This window comes from Coprococcus sp. AF38-1 (assembly GCF_003603945.1).
GTDB classification, from domain to species: Bacteria; Bacillota; Clostridia; order Lachnospirales; family Lachnospiraceae; genus Coprococcus; species Coprococcus aceti.
On the sequence record NZ_QVGO01000004.1, the window covers coordinates 80819 to 102036 of the forward strand.

12 protein-coding genes are annotated in these 21218 nt (G+C 46.5%); 3 read left to right on the top strand and 9 right to left on the bottom strand.

The window, feature by feature from the left end:
• Nucleotides 1-67: 67 nt before the first annotated feature.
• From DW025_RS06780 to hisA, 3 genes are all read right to left on the bottom strand, one after another.
• Nucleotides 68-3070, bottom strand: a complete 3003-nt coding sequence (locus DW025_RS06780) for a GtrA family protein (protein ID WP_243104924.1) — start codon at nucleotides 3068-3070, stop codon at nucleotides 68-70.
• 130 nt (nucleotides 3071-3200) lie between these two features.
• Entirely contained in the window at nucleotides 3201-5474 is a 2274-nt protein-coding gene (locus tag DW025_RS06785; protein WP_119999290.1) for a glycoside hydrolase family 9 protein, read from the bottom strand.
• Nucleotide 5475: 1 nt separating this feature from the next.
• Nucleotides 5476-6252: a phosphoribosylformimino-5-aminoimidazole carboxamide ribotide isomerase gene (gene hisA, locus DW025_RS06790; RefSeq protein ID WP_119999292.1), complete on the bottom strand. Its 777-nt coding sequence runs from the start codon at nucleotides 6250-6252 to the stop codon at nucleotides 5476-5478.
• A gap of 191 nt (nucleotides 6253-6443) precedes the next feature.
• On the opposite strand from hisA, the gene DW025_RS06795 reads away from it, so the two are divergent.
• Together DW025_RS06795 and DW025_RS06800 are read left to right on the top strand one after the other, a co-directional pair.
• Nucleotides 6444-7856, top strand: coding sequence for an AAA family ATPase (locus DW025_RS06795; RefSeq protein WP_119999294.1), 1413 nt, complete (start codon nucleotides 6444-6446; stop codon nucleotides 7854-7856).
• A gap of 42 nt (nucleotides 7857-7898) precedes the next feature.
• Nucleotides 7899-8558 carry a YesL family protein gene (locus DW025_RS06800; protein WP_119999296.1) on the top strand — a complete coding sequence of 220 codons (660 nt, stop codon included), beginning with the start codon at nucleotides 7899-7901 and terminating at the stop codon, nucleotides 8556-8558.
• Here the strand turns inward: DW025_RS06800 and DW025_RS06805 are convergent.
• From DW025_RS06805 to DW025_RS06825, 5 genes are all read right to left on the bottom strand, one after another.
• Complete coding sequence (locus DW025_RS06805) at nucleotides 8555-9286, bottom strand: ComF family protein (RefSeq protein WP_119999298.1); 732 nt, start codon at nucleotides 9284-9286, stop codon at nucleotides 8555-8557. The genes DW025_RS06800 and DW025_RS06805 overlap by 4 nt on opposite strands.
• Complete coding sequence (gene recD2 / locus DW025_RS06810) at nucleotides 9283-11625, bottom strand: SF1B family DNA helicase RecD2 (RefSeq protein ID WP_119999299.1); 2343 nt, start codon at nucleotides 11623-11625, stop codon at nucleotides 9283-9285. The genes DW025_RS06805 and recD2 overlap by 4 nt, the downstream gene beginning before the upstream one ends.
• A 39-nt stretch (nucleotides 11626-11664) precedes the next feature.
• Nucleotides 11665-12657: a rod shape-determining protein gene (locus DW025_RS06815; protein ID WP_015534302.1), complete on the bottom strand. Its 993-nt coding sequence runs from the start codon at nucleotides 12655-12657 to the stop codon at nucleotides 11665-11667.
• 14 nt (nucleotides 12658-12671) lie between these two features.
• Entirely contained in the window at nucleotides 12672-15179 is a 2508-nt protein-coding gene (locus tag DW025_RS06820; RefSeq protein WP_119999301.1) for a PAS domain-containing protein, read from the bottom strand.
• A gap of 145 nt (nucleotides 15180-15324) precedes the next feature.
• Nucleotides 15325-16218 (bottom strand): hypothetical protein, encoded by an 894-nt coding sequence (locus tag DW025_RS06825; protein ID WP_117549749.1) that lies wholly within the window; start codon nucleotides 16216-16218, stop codon nucleotides 15325-15327.
• A gap of 161 nt (nucleotides 16219-16379) precedes the next feature.
• Here DW025_RS06825 and DW025_RS06830 point away from each other — a divergent pair, with 161 nt between their 5' ends.
• Nucleotides 16380-17126, top strand: a complete 747-nt coding sequence (locus DW025_RS06830) for a hypothetical protein (RefSeq protein ID WP_119999303.1) — start codon at nucleotides 16380-16382, stop codon at nucleotides 17124-17126.
• Nucleotides 17127-17237: 111 nt separating this feature from the next.
• Here DW025_RS06830 and DW025_RS06835 read toward each other — a convergent pair whose 3' ends face one another.
• Nucleotides 17238-21218 carry a hypothetical protein gene (locus DW025_RS06835; protein ID WP_119999305.1) on the bottom strand — a complete coding sequence of 1327 codons (3981 nt, stop codon included), beginning with the start codon at nucleotides 21216-21218 and terminating at the stop codon, nucleotides 17238-17240.

Below are 21218 nucleotides of genomic sequence, written 5' to 3' on the forward strand. Positions count from 1 at the left end.
ACTTTTTATGATCTTCCAGCCATTCCACCTCGTTATTATGCATATTTTATCTCTCAACAGATCTGCATTACTCTATCACTGCTTCATCATCTGTCCGATCCTCATCCTCAGGCTTCCCCTTTTTGCTGCCGCGCTTCTCCTTGATGATCTTCGCATTCATAAGCAGCGCAAACACAAGCCATCCGGCAAATGTGAATATCAGGCCGCTCTTGAGTCCTCTAGGGAAATACTTGAACTCTATCACATGGTCTCCCTTCTCGAGATCCAGTGCGATAAATGCTCCCGCAACAGTCTGTATATCGGTCTTTCTGCCATCAACATAGGCAGTCCAGCCCGAATCATATGGTATGGATGTGAACATCAGGCCAGCCTCATCGACTGATATATGTCCCTTCACATATCCATCCTCAAATTTGTTGATATTTAACTGATTGTCAGCCCATCTCTCATACGCCTGGTCAAATGCAGCACCGTTGAGAGTGGCTATCGTAAGTCTTGCAGATGTATTGTCAGGTACACCCGCAGAGAAATAATACTCGACCTCCACGTTGGTTCCCTTTATCAGATGTCCCACATGGTATGTCTGGTACTGAAGTCTCTCGTAATTCTGCTCCTCACCGTTCACATATATCCTTATCTTGGTGATTCCATTGCAGTTCGCTATGATGTACAGATCATTCTGTTCCTCTGTTATGTCAAAGCTGAGTCCAAAGCTCACGATACCCGGTGTGATATCGGAAAGTCCAAAGTATTCACTGTACGGATTGTCATGTGTTATCGTGATGTCATTTGAAGAGCCAGTTACCTCCGGATATATCTGGCTGAACGTACCAGCCACCCCAGTCGACTTTTCCACGAAATTATTTATACTGTCAAACATATTCGATGCATCAGAAGTCCAGTCTTTCAGCTCGTTATTCACCATGAAGCCCAGCTTGAGCGCCCGGCTGTTCTGGTATACATCAACGCCATCCACCGTATCCACATAGTCCATATCGTAGGACATATGCTCATCCTGTCTCCTGAACAAATATCTTATGCCCAGAACCGAACTTGACACCGGATTTGCTCCGTCAAACAGGAACTCATTGGCACCTGTGTAGAAACCAAGTCCGTGCATGGCATTCACAAGGTCATTTGAAACCGTCGAACCAAACAGGCTGACTCCCTGCATATTGTAATAGGTAGATTCATCCACCACCTTGGTGTTGTTGAGCTCCGTCCTATATGGAAAATGGCCTGTCTTAACTGAATCTATAGCGGCCTGCACACTAGCAGCGTCGCCATAGTAATCCGGTATGTTCACCGTTCCGTTACTCTCGTATCCCTTTGCCGCGCTGAACACGATCTCAGTCAGACACAACACTGAAAGTATAGCTGCCACTGCGAATCTGCCTTTGCCGCGGACAAGTCCCAGCACCAGGATTCCCGCCGAGTACACAACAAACAGCACCCATGTGAGGATAATTACCGTCCTGTCCATATCAATATTCTTGTCTGCATAAACCAGAAAACCGAACGACACGATAATTCCCAGGGCTATTCCCGGTATCTGCTTCTTGTCTGTATTTGCAAGGGCCTCGTATCCCATGCTCAGCAGAATGAAGATGAACAGGAATGAAAATCTGTTCGGGATTCCGTACTGATCATGGAAGCCGTGCCATATATAGTTGAGCAGCGTATTGTTAAAGCTCATCATGAGAAATACGATCAGTATCACATTCTTAAGCTTCTCATACCATTTGATCTTTGTATTGAAAATATATATTCCTATCAGCAGTATGGCAAATGTACCGCAGTACAGGTTCACACCGCCGTCAAACTGCTGGCTCTTTATCGGCTCAGTCAGGACAAACATCTGCTTTATCATATCCCATATGCTTCCGTACCACTCCCATTTAGGGAAATGTCTGGTGGCAGACGCCGTGGTGTTAAGCCCGATATAAGCTGGAATCAGCAGAAACGCAGACATAGCCGCAGCCATGACAGATGTTCCCGCAAATCTCAAAGTGTCCTCTGCGCCCTTGTATATGTTCTTGTGATTGGTGAGTATAAACTGGAGAACCAGGAACACACATATCATGAAACATATATAGTAGTTACACAGAAGTCCGTAGAACAGACTGAGCGTATACAGTCTGTAGTTGCTGCCGTCCTCCATCATCTGCTCGAAGCCCTGCATGATAAGCGGAAGTATCAGTATACAGTCCATCCACATGAGATTCCATGAATATCCTATGACATAGTTGCTGAGCGCATATGCCACAGCAAATGGAATGATGAGCAGGTTGTTCTTGTTCCTGCACTTGTATCCAAGATAGCTCGCCATGGTCATACCGGACAGAGCTATCTTGATACTTATGAGCAGGCACATCGCTATGTACAGATGCTCCCTGCTGAACAGCACGATTATAAAGTTCAGAGGACAAGCCATATAGTAGGCGATTATGTCAAGCAGATTGCTTCCCATGCCTATGTCCCATGTATAGAACAGGCTTCCCTCGTTCACCAGTTTGTCATGATAATCAGAGAAGAATGGCAGATACTGGTGAAGACTGTCCACCATGGTAAGGCTGTGTCCGCCAAATGGTCCTATCTCCGCCACCACCCACAGCACGAACATAAATATCGCCGGGATGATAAAAGCGATTATCATGATATAGTTGTCAGCAAATATATCCTTTACAGGCTTTTTATCCCTCTTAAATACGAAGCATTTGCTGAATATATAGTTTATTACAAGTACAACTACCTGAATTATTATCTTTGATATAAACTCATTGTATCTGAAGGAGTCGCACAGTAGGTTGGTTCCAACGACCTCCACCACCATGGCAAACAGACGCATTCCCACAAATGATATGAACTCCCTTATGATCCGGCCTATGCTCTTCCTCTGCTCCGACCTGAACACGTAAAATCCATTTGCAAAGTAGGCAAATAATATGGCAAGCATTATCGCTATGATATTCGCCGCACTTCGCGACAGATCCGTCACAAGTCTCAACACAAAGAATGATACAAGATTCACAGCCGTGGTCATTCCTCCGGCTATAACATATCTGACCATCTCTTTCTCCATAAGCTTTTTTATTTTGTCCACATATTCATTCATATTTCCATACCGATTCCTTACATGATATTCAACAGTTATATCAAATATGATGTACTAATGATAGTTACATATTCTTAAATATTTGCTACTTGAAGTTCGCAAGAAGATATACAAGAGGTGAATTCCAGTAGATCGTTACCTCATTACATGAATAACTCTGTACGTTGTCGACATAGCATCTCTCCTTTGGAAGCTTTGCAAGAACAGCCTTCGCATATGGATCCTCAAGGTTTCCATCGGCACCGCCCACAAGCATTCCAGGCATTGCCTTGCCCAGTGCCTCTGAAGGTCTGTGGTGTGGATTCTCAGGAGTCTGTGAACCATATCCTGTCACATAACAGTAGCTGACTGCATTTCTTCCAAGTATATAGTTGAGCTGGTCTGCCGCATAGTCCACATATGAATCGTCGCCCAGAACCTTTGATGCCATGAGCAGGAGGATTCCGTTATCCGCAACGACCATGTTGCTTCCCCATACATAAGAGCCGCCTGTTGTTGAACCGAAGCCGCTGCCGGCATAGTTATCTACAAGCTTGTCAGCACCCTTCTTAAGTATCTCCTTCTCTGCTGCGCAGTCCTTTACATTTACACAGTAATCATATATTCCATAATATCCGACATCCGCCCATCCAAGGCCGTACTTAACGCTTCCCTCGATGGCTGTCTTCACATAATCATTGTAGCTCTCATCACCTGTTGCGATATACAGCTCCGCTGCTGCCCACAGGTACTCATCGCTGTCATTGCTGTCAGGATACTCACCTGTAACTATGCTTCCAACGTTCTTAAAGCCTGCCTCTCCCTGATGCTGCTCAAGATACTTCCATGCCTTCTGAGCTGCAGCAAGACATGAATCTGCAAATGCTGCATCGTACTTTCTGTATACAACTGAAGCCTTTGCCATAACAGCCGCAAAATCGCCTGTTGCTGTGTTGGATATAGGTGAGAGTATCATCTGTGCAGTCTCCTCAACAGCAGCCACCATCTCAGGGAACACCTCTCCGGTAACCTTGTGATAAACTCCGCCGCTGGTCTCATCCTGCATCTTGAGCATCCAGTCAAGCTCGTATCTGACCTCATCCAGAACGTCAGGAACACCGTTGCCGCTCTCAGGTATTCCGATAGCGTCGTCCTTTGCCGCATACTCTGAATCCTCATATGTAAGGAGCAGATCCTGTACCGCCTTTGCGCCCGGAACAACATATCTTCCGTAGTCTCCGGCATCATGCCATCCGCCGGTCACATCCTTTGCAACATCTGAACCGTACACTATGGCAGTTCCCGTGTGACATGCAGCGTGTGCAAAATCACCGGCTATGGCTGAATCAAGCTCTGTTCCACATCTCTGGTCATAGAACATGAGCACTGACGCCTTGTATATATCGTCATACACGCCATCCCCAACAGGGAACTCGTATGATTCTGCTCCGGTGTCGAGAACTATCTTGTATGTACCCTGATCCTTGACATCAGAGAAATCTATAACCGCACATTTGTCGCCCACAGCAGGATCGTAATCCCAGCCAGATACGTCACCCTTGCTGACTACCTTGTCATCAGCGACGCTCTTTACCTCGTAGCTCTTGGCGTCTCTGTCAGTCACTGTGGCAAGTTTCTTCGCATCCTTGCCGTAACCCATCTGGTTGATGTTAACCAGCTTTGGATCAGGAATACCCTCAACGCTCTGTGCGCTTGAGGCGTCAACTACAGTGAGCTTGATATTGTCAAAGTATACCTTGTGAGGCACGCTGTCATCACCAACGCCCTCGAAATGTCCCAGATTCATACACATTCTAGGTGCCGGATCCGATTCCTCACTCATGGTGAACTGTTTGGATATGTGCTGTGTCTCAGTGCCTATCGTTATGTCATCCATCACATAAGCGTGGTAATCACCGCCATTTATCTGAAGTCTGTACTGAAGTCCTCTCTCAATGGTGCTGTGCACGTCAAATGACAGCTCATACACACAGTCCTGGTTGAGCTCAAATCCGTCATAGTATATCTGGTTCGCATAATCCAGGCTTCCTGTTCCGGTTATATCCAGACACAGTTCTCCGTTCTCTGCTCCGAGTACGGCCTGTCCGCCATTTGAATATGTATGGCACTCGTCCGTGTCATTGTCATCAAAGTTCAGGTCTATCAGGACATCCCCTGCCTTGACCTCTGTCTTCTCCTGTTCAGCCTCCTCCGAAGCAGCCTCCTCTGTCTTCTCCTCCGAGGTCGCAGCCTCGCTGGTCTCCGCCTGGCTTGTCGCCTCTGTCACATCGTCCTTGCCCTGACCTCCGCAGCCAGCCAGCATGGACATACCCATAGCCGTAGCCATCGCAATGGCCAGTACCTTCTTCATCTTTGCCATGTTAACCCTCCATAAACCTTATAATCTCCTGAAACGCCATATGTCCCCCAAAGATATCCAGTGCACTCCCTATGGTCACGTCTATCCTGTTCCTTCCGAGACTTCTGAGCTGTTCCAGATCGTCAAATGATGCCACACCTCCGGCATATGTCATCGGCAGCTTTCCCCATCTTCCAAGCATGTCCGCAACATGGGTCTCTATGCCTGACGCCTTGCCCTCCACATCCACCGCATGAACGAGATACTCGTCGCAGTATTCTGAGAGCCGGTCAAGCGTTGCCTCCTCCACCTTTACATTTGTAAATTTCTGCCATCTGTCAGTGACAATATAATACTCTCCGTCCCTCTTCCGGCAGGACAGATCCAGCACCAGATGCTCTCTGCCCACAGCATTCTCAAGTGCCTTCAGGTTGTCGTAGTTGATCTCTCCATCCCTGAACACAAATGATGTGGCTATGACATGTGACGCACCCATATCTATGAACCGCTGTGCATTGTCAGCATTTATTCCCCCCCCTATCTGCAGTCCTCCCGGATATGCAGCCAGAGCGAGCTGTGCCTGTCTTACATCGGCGTCATAGTATTCGCTGGACGCAGGATTGAGAAGTATGATATGACCACCCTTAAGTCCATAGCTTTTGTACAGTTCAGCAAAGAAGTCTCCGTCCTTCTGTGATACAAAGTTTTCATCTGCTCTGTCACCCTCATCACAGAGACTGCCTCCAACTATCTGCTTTACCTGTCCATTGTGTATGTCTATGCATGGTCTGAATTTCATATCGTCTGTCTCCTGTCGCGTTTGTCACCTTTTGGTGTAAATTTTGCTCATATAACTGCTATTTTATCATACAAAATACAAATATGACACAATAAATGGATTAACCAGGCAAAACTTTATTTGATTACATGGGCCAAAGGCTTTACAATAGATACAATTATGTGCTTTATGGAAAGGATGGGGAACAACTTATGAATTACTCACTAAAAGCCGAACTGGACAACTGCTATTCCTATGCCGATTCGCTGGACAACGACGGCTACGGTGCGCGCCAGAAGACAGGACTCAAGACAAGAGAGATGCTTCAGTTTGACCTGCTTCAGTTTCTTGCATATCTGTCCAGCTCCGACCAGGCAGAACTTACCCTGGAGATAAAATTTGTCCGCGAATACCTGAACCAGCACTTTACAACAGACAAATTCCGCACATTCAAATATGAGAGAACAACCAGGGATTTTGCCGTGACACCACCTAGATCCCTTACATATTTTGTACAGGGCGATCTGGCCCGGGCAAAGGTAAATCCCAAATCAGTATACCGTTCCAGAGATTACGTCAGAATGTTCAAGCTCATGGGTCAGGAATTCATCGCCTGCAACAACATGACTGACGACAACGAGATAGCAAGGCTCACAGGCTACTGCCTCATGCTCGACAAATATCTCAAGTCCATGAACCTGTACGCCATAGATCCAAGCCCACTGCTCGACAAGTACAACGCACTCCCAAAGAGTGCTTCCCCAGTCTCACAGACTCCGGCTAAGTCGACAGCTTCCGAAAGTGCTGAACCCGTCAAGGATGTGGACACTCTTCTCGAGGAACTGAATTCCATGACCGGTCTCGAGAGCGTGAAGAAGGACATCACCAACCTCGTAAACCTTCTGAAGATCAAGAAGCTCCGCGAGGAAAACGGCATGAAACAACCGTCCGTATCTCTCCACCTTGTATTCTCCGGCAATCCGGGAACAGGAAAGACCACGGTGGCAAGACTTCTTGCAAATATCTATAAGGGTCTGGGCATACTGTCAAGAGGACAGCTTGTCGAGGTCGACAGAGGCGGACTTGTTGTGGGATATATTGGTCAGACAGCCGTCAAGACAACCGAGGTCATAGAATCAGCCCTCGGCGGGATCTTATTTATAGATGAGGCTTATACTCTCACCGCAGGCAAGGGTGAGAATGATTTCGGTCAGGAGGCAGTGGACACGCTGCTCAAAGCTATGGAGGATCACAGAGATGATCTCATAGTCATAGTTGCCGGCTACCCGGATCTCATGGAACGGTTCCTGAGCTCCAACCCGGGACTTCGTTCCAGATTCAACAAATTCATCACATTTGAGGATTACACCGGGGACGAGCTTATGTCCATCTTCGAGAGCATGTGTTCCAAGCAGGAATACAAGCTGGACGATGATGCCCGCGCATACGCCTCAGAATACTGGCACGACAAAGCCGCACATCACGACGATACATTTGCCAACGCCCGTGAAGTCCGTAACTTTATGGAATCCGCCATATCCAGGCAGGCCACCAGAATAGTTTCCATGAACAACATTGACGTAGCCACACTTGAGACCCTTACAAAGGAAGATCTGATGGCTTAGGCTTGTAATATTTTTTGGATAAAGAAAGAGAGGTATTTTATTTTGAACAGATCATTATCGACAGATAATCCTATCATGAATTTTCTAACCATAGTGTGCGATATAGTAATATTGCATTTTCTGTGGCTGCTGACTTCCTTGCCAATCCTCACGATAGGTGCATCGACCACAGCACTCTACTACACCACCATGAAATGCATCAGAAACGGTCAGGGCGGCGTGGTCAAGCTGTTCTTCAAGAGCTTCAGGGAGAATTTCAAACAGGCTACAGGGATAGGAGTTCTGGCTCTGCTTGCCGGTGTCCTGTGTGCATTTGACATGTGGTTCGCCGTGAGCAGGAACATCAAGAGTATGCTGGTCATATTCACCATCATGTCACTTATCTACCTGTTCACTGTCCTGTATGTATTCCCTCTTCAAGCGCAGTTTGAGAACACAGTCAAAGCGACCATCAAGAACGCATTCCTCATGTCCATCAAGAATCTTCCATGGACACTTCTCATGGTTGCGATAACGGCAGCGATCGCAGCGGGATGCTATTTCAGCTCCACCGTGCTCGGTCTTATGCTCATATGTGTCGCAGGACTTCACGCTTATCTGTGCTCACTGGTATTTGTACACATCTTCAACGAGTACATGCCGGAGGAGGAAGAGAAGAGCGACGAGGACTTCCATATAGCTGACGATACAGACGAGGACTAACACCCCTTGCCAACACATACAGATGAATAATATACATGGCGTGCGCCGGCTTTCTTCAGAAGGCCGGCGCACACGTCTATGGTGACACCGGTTGTATATATGTCATCCACAAGCAGAATATTTCTGTACTCCGGGTACAATCTGCCTATGTCCATGGATGTCTTTATGTTGTTTGCCCTCTCCAGGTTGTCCAGTTTCTTCTGCGGTGTGGTGTACTTTCTTCTCACCAGCATATCCTCACAGAATGGAAGCCCCAGTTCATCAGCGACAACCTTCGCCAGTACAGCCGCCTGATTGTAGCCGCGCTGTCTCTGCTTTTTCCTGTGCAAAGGTACACAGGTGACCGCATCTATTCCATACCTTCTGACATACGGGCGCACCTTCTCCGCCATCTGAGCTCCGTAGAAATCACAATATTCTTTTTTGTTATGGTATTTTATCGCCAGAACACTGGCTTTGACGGGTTCCACGTAATTAAATACGGGGAAACCTCTTTCGAAATTTCTTGAATGTTTCTCACAGTCCAGACAGAGCTCCCGCTCTTCACTGTCGACCTCCTTGCCGCACACCATACATGACGGAATCTTCACATAGGGAAGGCTGTTATGCCCTCTGCATATCAGCCCTTCTCCCATCGGAAGCACCTCGTCACATATCGCACACCGGCGGGGATACAGGAGATCCGTGAGCAGTCGTCCGAACCCGAACTTATCTGCGCATCGTTTCATCTTCTCTCCATCTCCCTGAGTCTCAGTGCAAATGAGGTGTATCTCTTCTGTTCATCCTCATTGTCTATCATCGTATTTACCAGTCCTATATTGCCCACTATGACCACGCTTCTTCTGGCTCTCGTCACCGCCGTATACAGCAGGTTTCTGTTCAAAAGCTTAGGTGGGCATCTGAGAAGCGGGATCACAACCACGGGATACTCACTTCCCTGCGACTTATGTATGGTTATCGCAAATGCATGCTCAAGCTCCTCAAGCTGGTTGTATGGGTACTCAGTCTGTCTTCCATCGTCAAATTCCACCACGATCCTCTGCTCGTAGTCGTCAACAGCCTTTACAAATCCAATATCGCCGTTGAACACTCCGACTCCTTCCTCCTTGGCAAATCTGCCCGACGGATCCAGTATCTTCCACTCCTGCTTGTAATTGTTCTTGACCTGCATGACCTTATCGCCCTGTCTGAACACCACATCGCCCCGGTCATGCTCGGGTTTTCCGTGTCCCTCCGGATTGAGGACATCCTGAAGCTGCTTGTTTAGGTTCTCAACACCCATATCATACTTACGCATAGGTGTCAGCACCTGTATATCCGATTTATCCACACCAAAATATGATGGAAGCTGCTTTGTCAGAAGCACCTTGAGCTCTGCCACGATCTCATTGTAGCCATTTCTTGGAACAAAGAAGAAATCCCTGCTTTTGTTCTTGATCTCCACATGCTCTCCATCCTTTATCCTGTGGGCATTGCCTATGATATCGCTGTCCTCGCCCTGTCTGTATATCCTGTCCAGCACCGACACGCTGAACACACCGGACGCTATGATATCCTTGAGCACATTTCCCGGGCCAACTGACGGAAGCTGATCCGAATCACCCACAAGCACAAGTCTTGTGCCCGGAGCCACAGCCTTGAGCAGACTGTAGAAAATGCTGCTGTCAACCATGGACATCTCATCTATTATGATAACATCGGCCTCAAGTGGATTGCTCTCATTCCGCATAAATGTATACGCAGAAGTCTCTTCTCCTTCCACTCCGCCCGTAAGCTCGAGCATTCTGTGTATGGTCTGTGCTCCGTATCCTGTGGCCTCTGTTATCCTCTTGGCTGCACGTCCTGTAGGCGCAGCGAGAACTATCTTCATCCTGAAGCTCTCGTATATCTTGATAAGTACATTTATGATCGTTGTCTTTCCGGTTCCGGGGCCTCCGGTTATGACCGCAACGCCGTGATCCACGGCATTTCTTATGGCAAGTCTCTGGGCATCAGCCAGCTTCATATTCTCTGACTTTTCTACCGTCTCAACAACCTTGTCTATCTTGAGCTTTGCCTTTGAGAAATCTATGTTGAGCTCACACAGAAGTCTTGCCGAATTGAGCTCCATATAATAATTAGGTGCTGCATACACGGCATTTGTCACGTTTGACTCTGACTCCGTATCCAGCAAATCCATGTCTATGTCAGTCACCGGATCATCAAGGCTCACATCTGGGAGCTCCCCTGAATCTGGATCGTCCTTCAACTCCTTTATGATTATCTTGCCGGCAACGCTGAGCTCAAGTATCTGATTGCATATGGACATCTCAAGCTCCGGATCATATGGCATGTACTCATTCATCAGCAATGAATATGTCTTGTCTACCAGCATCTTCTGGGGAATATACATATGGCCAAGTCCATTTGCACCGGATAGGGCATACATAATAGCGGCTCTTACCCTGAAATCCGAATCTCTTCCGATACCAAGTCTGTCCGCAATCTCGTCCGCTGTCCTGAATCCAACGCCCGTTATATCCTCTGCTATCTTATAGGGATTTGTCCTCACTATGTCGTACACTTCGTCACCGTATTCATTGTAGATCTTTACAGCGAGGTTCACCGGGATATTGAGACCGGTCAGGAACATGAGCGCATCCTGCATCTCTTTTTTCTCGTTGTATGACACGGCAATGTCTCTGGCCTTCCTCTCTGATATTCCACGTATCTCCGCAAGGCGCTCCGGCTCTTCCTCGATTATCCTGAGTGAGTCCATACGGAACTTCTTCACTATACGTTTTGCCAGAGCCTCTCCGACACCCTTTATGATGCCCGAACCGAGGTACTTCTCAATACTGAGCACATCATCCGGCATCTTGATCTCACATGAGGTGAATTTGAACTGCAAATCATAAGTTGGATGCTCTACATAATCCCCCTCCGCCGATACATAGATCCCCTCTGCAACGCCGTGAAGATTCCCCACAAAAATATCTTCGCCGTCCTCGCCCTCAACGGCGAAGACGGCGTACCCATTGTCTTCATTCTTATATATAACTTTCTCTACGTAACCTTCTCTTACCAAGTTTTCTCTCCTCTGAAGACTGAGTCCTCAGCTCCTGTCTTAATTGTTCTTCTCGCTGAGAAGCTCGATGTACTTTCCTGTACCAATGGCCACCGCTCTGAGTGGATCCTCCGCTGTCATGGTGGTTATTCCTGTCTTCTCCTCAAGCAGCTCCTCAAGTCCGTGGAGCAGCGCACCACCACCGGTCAGAACTATACCACGATCTGCAATATCAGCAGCAAGCTCAGGAGGAGTTCTCTCCAGAACTGAATGAACAGCTTCACATATCTGGGACGCAGGCTCACGAAGTGCCTCCTCCGTCTCATCCGATGTGACCGTAACAGTCTTCGGAAGACCGGTTACAAGGTTTCTGCCTCGTATATCCAACGTTATATTCTCAGGTCTTCTGTAACATGTACCTATCTTGATCTTGATCTCCTCGGCGGTTCTCTCTCCTATGAGAAGGTTATGCTTCTTTCTCATGAATCTGACAACTGCCTCATCAAAATCATCTCCGGCCACCTTAATGGATGCACTGACAACAGGACCTCCGAGAGAGATGACTGCTATATCGGCAGTTCCACCACCTATATCAACTATCATGTTACCACATGGTCTGTATATATCTATTCCTGCGCCAATGGCTGCTGCCACAGGCTCCTCAATTATGGACACATCCCTGGCACCGGCCGCATAAGTTGCATCCTCAACTGCCTTCTTCTCAACCTCTGTAACCTGAGAAGGTACACATACGCTGATCCTAGGTCGTCTTCCAAAATAACTCCTTCCGACAGCCTTCTGTATGAAATACTTGAGCATCTTCTCTGTTATCGTATAATCAGAGATTACGCCCTGCCTGAGAGGTCTGATGGCCACTATATTACCCGGAGTTCTTCCAAGCATAAGTCTCGCCTCTTCACCAATAGCCACTATCTTATTAGTATCCCTGTCGTATGCAACTACTGAAGGCTCCTTGAGTACGACTCCTTTGCCTTTCACATACACCAGTATACTGGCTGTACCTAAATCTATACCAATATCTGCGCTTGCCATCACAAGTCTCCCTTCTATTCGTTCACGTCCCTTAATATTACAAGAGATGCATTGCTGCCGTCAAGCCATTTCATGCTAACTTCAGTCAAATCCATGATCTTGTCGAGACTTCTTATATAGCTTCTCCAGTTGACCTCCTTGCTGTCCGTAGCCAGATGCTGATCCGGACCTCCCATGAGCTTGTACTTATCTCTGAGATTCTCTATAAGGAGCTTACTGTCCTTGTCTGTAAAATCATATCCAAGCATATCGTTCAGAGTCCTGTTCGAGAACAGCACTCTTCCAGTATCAACTTCTCTAATAAATATACCCTCATCCATATAGTTATATGTATCGAGGAGAACACTGTTTATGCGTTTAACGCTGTCATCGCTCTCTATCTTCTCAAGGGCACTTCTGAGTACATCACCTGTCTGCTTTACAAATTCAATCTCTTCTGTGGTCCACAATTTGTTGATAGAGGTATTCGCCAGCACAAATACCGCTCCATAATTGCCATTGACATACACAGGAACTGCGGTAAAGCTCTTAACAGGACCCGCTGACATGATCTTCTTAGCTGCTTCATCCATATGCTTTGCATCTATCACAAGGTATCCCTTGTCCACCAGCTTGCCCGAGCCCTGACCATTCTGCCATGATCTGAACTTCATGTTGGCGCGCTGCCACTCTGTCACATACTCCTCCGCAGACATGCTCTGATTCTTGGACCAGATATACTGGCAATCCAGATCTCCCTGCTTGTCCTTCACATACAGGGCTGCCACGTCAGCATTTAAGACCTCGCCCACCTGTGCTATCACGTCATTGATAACCTGCTGGGAGCTCTTATCTGAAGTGTTCAGGGCATCAAGCAGAATCTTCTGCCACTGCAGCTTGTTCTCCATTATGACCTCCTCTGACTTGGCACGGATCGCCTCCTTTGCCAGGATCTGAGAGCTGAATGCGTATTCGGAGAAAATGCGTCCAAGCTGCCACTGCACCTTGTATACGCTCTCCATTTTCTTCGCATCCTCGTCATCATATGAGCAGCATATCCATGTTGCCACATGCTTGCCATCTATCATGATCGGTGCACCACAGATCATACTTCCCGTGATGTCATCGTCCATCTCCATCATAACCGGAACATTGTTCCTGAGAACTACCTCATTGAGCTTCATATATATCTGCTTATACTGAGGCTTCTCAAACATATCATAGAAATAACCCATATGCTTCTGAGGGCCGGCCGGCTCAACCATCTTCTTGCCCACAGGATCTATGATAGTTGTATAAAGTCCTGTGAGTGCAGAGAACGCCTTCGTTATCAGATTCCACTTCTCGGTATCTATCTGATTCCTTTCCTCATCCGACTGGGTATTTGTCTTCATAATGTACGAGAGCTTGTCATCGAACTCCTTCTTAGCGCGCTCAACACTGTTCTCAAGAGCCTTCTTGTCCGTAATATCAGATATAAAATACTCAACCGTGTATGTGTTATCAGCCGCCTGTGTCACAGAGCTCTGGGACTTCACCCAGATAACCTCGCCTCTGTCGTTGACTATCCTGAACTCTTCCTCGTAGTCCTTGTCCTCGCGCTTCGTGGCGTTTCTGACATTCGCCATAACCCTGCTTCTGTCCTTCGGATGGATATAATCCTCTATGAGTCTGTCACCAAGCTTGATGGCATCCACATTTATTCCCATCTGCTTGGCGTTCGGGGTTATATACTTGAAGATCGGTCTGCCATTCTCGTACTGCTGTACCATGACAAAGCTCTTGATCTTAGACATGGCAGATAATATATACGCCGCCTGATCCTCATTGTATCCGGTCTCCTTGTCCTTTATGAACAGGAGCTCTATTCCATCCATGTCGCCATCTGTGGTTCTCACGATGTGACACTTAAGTCTCATCTTATTTATATCTCTGTGAGCTGATACGATCCTAGTCTCCATCTCAAAATCATCCACTCCGGTATTCTGAACCTTGTAGAGCTGTCCGATCAGAAGGTCATAATCACTCTTAGGGAGCAGGTCGCTGAGTCCCACCAGCCCACTGTAGAAATTGCCATCTGTATATCCATACTCAGATATGTTCTTAGATACGTATCTCGTTCTCCATACGCCCTCCGGCTTATACAGATACAGAGCTATAACGCCTATATGGTTTATGATCCTCTCAAGACTCACGCTTCCTATCGTAACGTCTGATCGAAGCTCAAACAATACCATATACGCCTTCTTGTCACCATATTCAAACTGGTTGACAAATCCACTGACTACATATCTGTCCTTGTCGTTAACTATAAGTCCAAGTCTGTGCCATATGATAGCCTTCTTGTCGTCAAGTGTCGGCCAGAACTCATCGCTGACCATAAACTTATCCGGCTCCATGGCAATGGATTCAACATCCGAACCCACGATCTTAACTGCGGCATTGTTTATGCTGATGACTTCACCATCCTCGCAGAACACAACCGCAGGATATTCAACTATTCCCAGAAAATCTGAATAACCACTAAGTCTGTTTATCTCCATAAATATCTCTCCATATATCCACTGCACAAGTGCAGTTTTATCCCATTATTATACACCCCGTATATTATTTACCCCTTAATGCACATAAAACTTTCCTATGTCCCATCACATAGAAAAGTTTCATGTTACCATATATCATATATTACTACTGTGCATCCTCAGCATCACTAACCATAGCAGTTGCCTCGCTCTTCAGTCCGGTAAATGCCTTGTCGGCAACATCCTTTGTTGAAGCACATGCAGAAATAACATTGTCCAGTGATGACAGAAGATCTGACATATATCTGCTTACGCTCTCGCACTCCTTCTTCACATTGTTGCGAAGTCTGGTTGCATCATCTGTGGCTGCATTTCTTGTATTGGCAGCATCCTTCTGAGCTTCCTCTCTCATAACCTTGCACTCGTAATCTGTCTTTGCCGACAGAGCCTCTGCATCTGCGTGAGATTTATTTCTTGTCTTCTCTGCCTCTGAGTATGCCTCATCCTTCATGCTGTTGCACTTTGCCTCGGTCTGATCATACATCTGCTGGCACTGTATCTCTGTATCTGTCTGGAGCTTTGTGCATCTCTCCTTGACATCTGTCTCATATGCCTCGAGCTCTGCAGTTATAGTATTCTTCTTGTCTGTGCACTCCTTCTCAGTCTGTGCGATCAGTGCGTCTGCGCTCTCACGGGCCTCAAGAAGTGTTCTTGATATTGACTCGTATCTTCCTGCATTCTCAAGCTCTCTCTGCTTGTATGCATTGATCTGCTCCTTGAGTGACTCTATCTCGCTCTCCTGCTCTGAATTGGTCTTCTTGAGAGTCTCTATGGTCTTGGAAGACTCTGTCATATTGACCTCTCTCATGGTCTTGAGACTCAGAACAGCCTCGCTGAGCTTGTTGACGTTCGCCTTAAGCTCCTCTACTTCTTTATTGTGCTTTCCCTTAAGTTCATCAATATAGTAATCAACGGATGCCTTATCATATCCACCAAACTTCACTGTCTTCAGTGATTCTACTCTATCGTCAGTTACAACATCTTCTACCTGTTTTGCCATGACCTTACCTCCGAAAAACTAATCCTATTGTAGATACTCCGTAATTATAGCACACATAATTCTGTAAGCAAAGTATTTTTACCTTTTATGATTACAAACCACTTTTTTTATGCTATATTGTAACTGCTCATTGAATTTAAATTTTACGGAGGATCATATAGATGAAACACCATTCAAAACTTGTCATATTAGGTCTCGCGGCAACCATCGTGATGACATCACTCACAGGCTGTCTTCACCGCAAGAAGACCACCTATCAGGCATACATGCAGAACGTTCTCGACGTCAACTACAAAGGAAGCTTTGACGGATACGTGAAGGACAACGACGGCTCCGAGGAGGACGCCTCAGCCATGTACAGCGACAGCATAGATTATCTGGCCGGCCAGCTCATCAATCATTACTCACTGAACAACGCAGAGACAGACGAGGTGGATGCTATATTTGACGAGACCGCAAAGGTCATCTACTCCAAGGCCAAATATGAGGTGTCAAGAGCCTATAAGAGCGGAAGCGACTACTATGTGGACGTGACCGTGTATCCTATGGACATTCTCAATCAGGCATTTGACGATGTGTTCGCATATATCGACGACTATAACAAGAAGATCAGCGCCGGCGATTTCAACAACACCACAAAGGAAGATTACGAGAAAGAATTTGCCCAGGGCGTGTCGGATATCCTTCAGAATAAAGCCGCAGACATGGATTACCGCAGTCCTGTTGTGGTCTCTGTGAAGATAACCGATGACGGTGAATATTACTGTGCTGACCCGGTGGGGCTGTCCCAGGTTGATGCATCCATGCTTGCAATAGAGGGTTCCCAGCAGAGCTCAGGCTCTGACAGCTCAAGCGAGGACAGTTCAGACGAAGGCGATATCTCCTCAGGTGGCGAGACCGCCGAGTAACTATATGCATTAAGAATGTGTCTTAAGAATATACATTAAGAAAAGCTCAGCCTGTGTGATTTCTACTGAATCCATCACACAGGCTGAGCTTTATATATATGTTATCTCCGGCTACTTTCTCACCCTGACTGACTTTGTCTTGCTCCATGCTGAGTAGCATCTTGTGCCAAACTTGTTCGAAAAGCTTCTAACCCTTACATAATATGTTTTTCCGCCTTTAATCCGCTGCTTTGCTCCAAGACTCGCAGTCGTCTTGCTTCCACCGCTTAACACCGTGAATGCATATGTACCCTTTTTAAAGTTTGATGTTGTTGAATACTGGATCTGATAGCCATCTGCGCAGCTTATCTTTCCCCACTTTAATCTTACAGACGCAGCCGATGGGCTCTTTATCTGGCTTATACCTGGTATCTTCGGGCTGACAGTAACAGGTATTATCTTCTTCACCTTCACATGATTCGAATCTCCAGCATATACGGTGATGTTTGCCTTGCCTATATACCGGGCTGCGATCGTTATTGTTCCAGCAGAGTCTACCTTTACAGCTTTGTTATCCGAGCTGTAGCTGAGCTTTCCGGCACGTGCGCTCACGCTCTGTGAAATAGATATTCTCTTCGAGCTGGTTGACATCTCTATTCTGTAGCTGCGCTTTTTCAGCGTTATGCTGTTCGGCGCCTTTTTGATCTTAAAATTGATCGTCTTCTGTCCCTGATATGCGCCAGTGCCTGTAATTACAGCCTCTGCTGTTCCGGCAGCTTTGTTCTTATTGTATGAAACCGTATAATCTATACCCTTTTTCAGCGTTTTATTGCCAAGCTTTACTGTTACAGCCGGATTCTTCGAATTACCATCATATGTATATTCTGTTTTGTTAAGCGTAACCTTTGCTGACGATATGCTCTTACGCGTGAGCTTTGAGCCATACACATAGCTTGTCTCACCCTTTGCTCCACAGTATACACATGCATAGTAATACTCTGCCGGGGAATCATAATCTGCTGCCTTCTTCAGATATTGCTCAGTTGTTTTCTTTGCTGTGTAGCTGTGATCAACCGGGTCTGTTGCTGTACCGGTTTCAAAAATCTCACCACACATGCTGCAGACAACATCTCCTGTATATCCGCCGCCCATACAGGTAGCTTTCTTCTCTCCTACAAGCGTTCTATCATGGTCTGTCTTTGGAAGAATCTCAGCAGTCCTGCTGAGTTCTGCCTTGCACACGGTGCAGTATATAACCTTGTCTCGGCTGCCTTCAGCCTGACATGTAGCCAGATTTACATTCTCATACACAGCCTTTCCCTGGGTATGTCCGAGTGGCTCTGTCTTCTCATCCTTTGTCTTTTGGCATCGCTCACATGTGTATCTGATCAGACCTTCTGCTGCACACAAAGCTTTTTTCTTAACCACGCCTGAATCCCATCTATGTCCCAATGCACCAATGGCTATCTTCTTGGTACTCTGATAACTCTTGCCATTCAGCGTGCATTTTGCTGTACACACCTTTGCACCATCGTTCTCGCAGGATGCCTGCGTTATCTTGCTTGTTACAGTCATCGGCTCACTGATCACATGACTCGAATCTCTGGTACAGGTGAGAACCAGCTTGCAAGTGTTGCCATTTGCTGACCACTCATACTTTGGGGCGTAATCATGCCCCAGGCTATCCCCGTGTGTAAATGTCTTTTTGCGATTCACTCTTCCACAGTTATCACAGGAATAATAATATTTCGCAGCAGTTGTACAGGTCGCAGCCTGTGCAAGAGTTTCATCATTTACTATTTCCGCAGTGTATGAATGTCCGCCTATCTCTGTTATATCAAGTTCATACTCAGCCTTCACCCACGGATTATATTTACTGGCAATCGTAATCGTTACAACGCCGTTGCCGATTGCCGAAAGTGATGCCGCAGTCCTAGACACTTCATTCACCTTTACAACAGTCTCATCCGACGATGTAACCGCATACTCATGTATGTCCGCTCTCGTTGGCCAATCCATTATATTTATACTCAGTTCCGCTCCAATTTCATACTCACTTGGTGAAGTAGTCCTGTTATCGCTGTCCTTCTCCTGCCAATACACATATCTGATACTGGTAGGAAGTGACACGATCTTCTCATATCCGCACTTTGAACACGTCTCTACTGTCTGGCTTTCACCCTCATCTGCCTCTGATATGACATACTCATGTCCCCCCTGATCTGCCACATTGAACGTGTATTCCTGACAAATTGAGCTGTCATATTTATGAACTATTCTTATGGTTACATCACCTGTTCCGACCGCCGTAAGCTTAGCATCATATCTTCTATAAGAAGATTCCGGATCACTCACTTTTACAATACCTTCATCCGATGATGTAACTATAAACTCAGAGTTGTCGACCTTCGTTGGTGCATAATCTACTTCCAGATTGATCTCATCACCTACTTCCACATCAGCAGGCTTGTAATATCCATTACTATCACTCCACCATACAGTACGTGTTATCGCCGTCGGGATTGTCACCGTTTTTGTCGTCCCGCACTTTGAACAAATTTTTTCTGTCTCTCCAGATCCCGGTTCTGCCTGACTTATTACATAGTCATGACCACCCACATCTGTTACCGACACAGTGATTACCCTCTTCATATCCGGATTCACGACCGGATATACAGTCACCGTTGTCTCTCCTATCTTGTTCATATGGAATGTTCCAGCATAGTTAGACGAAGGGGTATACGAAATAATAGACGGGTCTGCTATATCAAACACGAATTTGTCATCGGATTTGCTATCTGATGCCGTTGAGAAAGATATGTATGTCTCTATATCCTTTCCTACTTCGAACTCCTGATCATATGTGGCTGATGAAGCAGTTTCCGATAATCTCCAGTACACGTACATCGTCTTTGGTCCTGTTACTTTACATCTCGTACATACGCCATCTGTAAAGCTATGCCCAAGAGCCGGAACCTTATCCTCTATCTTTTTGTAGCCACATTTAGCGCATGTGTATACTGTTCCACCTGTCTCTGTACATGTGGCCTCTTTTTTCACACCTTCACCATACACATGCTCCGTGCATGCATCATACCGCTGTCCAAGCAACTTATCCAGCTTGGCCTGCGCTGCATCCACCTTTTTCTGCCACTTCTCCGGATCTACAGTCTCATAATATTCATCAAACAGCTTCTCAAATTCAGCTATTGTGTACACCTCATATTGGCTAGTATAGTTTGAAAGCTTGCTTGCATTGAAGCATGAAGTATTGCCATACCTGCCATAGAGTGTGAATCCGACTCCCATCACCTGATCTGCTGCCCAGAACATATTGGTATAATGTCCAACCGTGACTCCCTCCGAATCCGCCTTTTGTTCAACAGCTGTAAGCTGACTCTGCGAAGTTATGGATGAATATCCCAGCTCATCCCTTATCTTGTTAAAAGATGCCTTCTCACTGTTCCATCCTGCCGCCGGATCAGTATATCCAAACGCCAGATTCTCACATGACACCTGAAGAAGTGAATGATTTGTGAGTCCTGCACCTCTGTCCGCGCCTGACTGTGCCACCGCCATGAAATAGAAATTAGTCTTAGCCGCATTCCTCTTCATTGCCCCGACATAGTTTTCGTCTGTGTCCCTTAACGAATTAATTTTATTCAATACCGCAAATGTCGCCTTTGTGTTTTCAAGCGATATGGCGTCTTTCTTATCTCCGGTAACAACAACCTTGTTATTTCTCGATTCCGGAAGACCTGTATTATTTCCTCCCGCCCACTTGGAGAAATCTTCCTCACATGCCTCCTGCAGGACAGTCTTGGCCCGATTCAGATCATATTTCTGTTTTGTTGTCAGGTTGCTTTTCGCAAGCATCCAGTCTACAAAACCTATAGAGCCCTGATCATATACGGTCATCACTTCACTCTGATCTTTCTTCACCTGTTCCAACTCACTCTGAGCCTCTTCTATCTGCTGGTCAAGGGTACTGGCCTTAACAGTCTGAATACCTGTCGTCTGAATACCTGCCGTCAGCATCAGCACTGCACACATTACCACTGTTGCTGCTTTTTTACACAGTGTCCTTCCCGATAAGCTTCCTTTTCTTTTCAT

What these genes read in the sequence shown, in the direction of transcription:
- DW025_RS06785 (WP_119999290.1), bottom strand. Translation starts at nt 5,474, where the DNA reads ATGGCAAAGATGAAGAAGGTACTGGCCATTGCGATGGCTACGGCTATG.
- DW025_RS06820 (WP_119999301.1), bottom strand. Translation starts at nt 15,179, where the DNA reads ATGGAGATAAACAGACTTAGTGGTTATTCAGATTTTCTGGGAATAGTT.
- DW025_RS06825 (WP_117549749.1), bottom strand. Translation starts at nt 16,218, where the DNA reads ATGGCAAAACAGGTAGAAGATGTTGTAACTGACGATAGAGTAGAATCA.
- DW025_RS06795 (WP_119999294.1), top strand. Translation starts at nt 6,444, where the DNA reads ATGAATTACTCACTAAAAGCCGAACTGGACAACTGCTATTCCTATGCC.
- DW025_RS06815 (WP_015534302.1), bottom strand. Translation starts at nt 12,657, where the DNA reads ATGGCAAGCGCAGATATTGGTATAGATTTAGGTACAGCCAGTATACTG.
- DW025_RS06830 (WP_119999303.1), top strand. Translation starts at nt 16,380, where the DNA reads ATGAAACACCATTCAAAACTTGTCATATTAGGTCTCGCGGCAACCATC.
- hisA (WP_119999292.1), bottom strand. Translation starts at nt 6,252, where the DNA reads ATGAAATTCAGACCATGCATAGACATACACAATGGACAGGTAAAGCAG.
- DW025_RS06835 (WP_119999305.1), bottom strand. Translation starts at nt 21,218, where the DNA reads ATGAAAAGAAAAGGAAGCTTATCGGGAAGGACACTGTGTAAAAAAGCA.
- DW025_RS06805 (WP_119999298.1), bottom strand. Translation starts at nt 9,286, where the DNA reads ATGAAACGATGCGCAGATAAGTTCGGGTTCGGACGACTGCTCACGGAT.
- DW025_RS06780 (WP_243104924.1), bottom strand. Translation starts at nt 3,070, where the DNA reads ATGGTCAGATATGTTATAGCCGGAGGAATGACCACGGCTGTGAATCTT.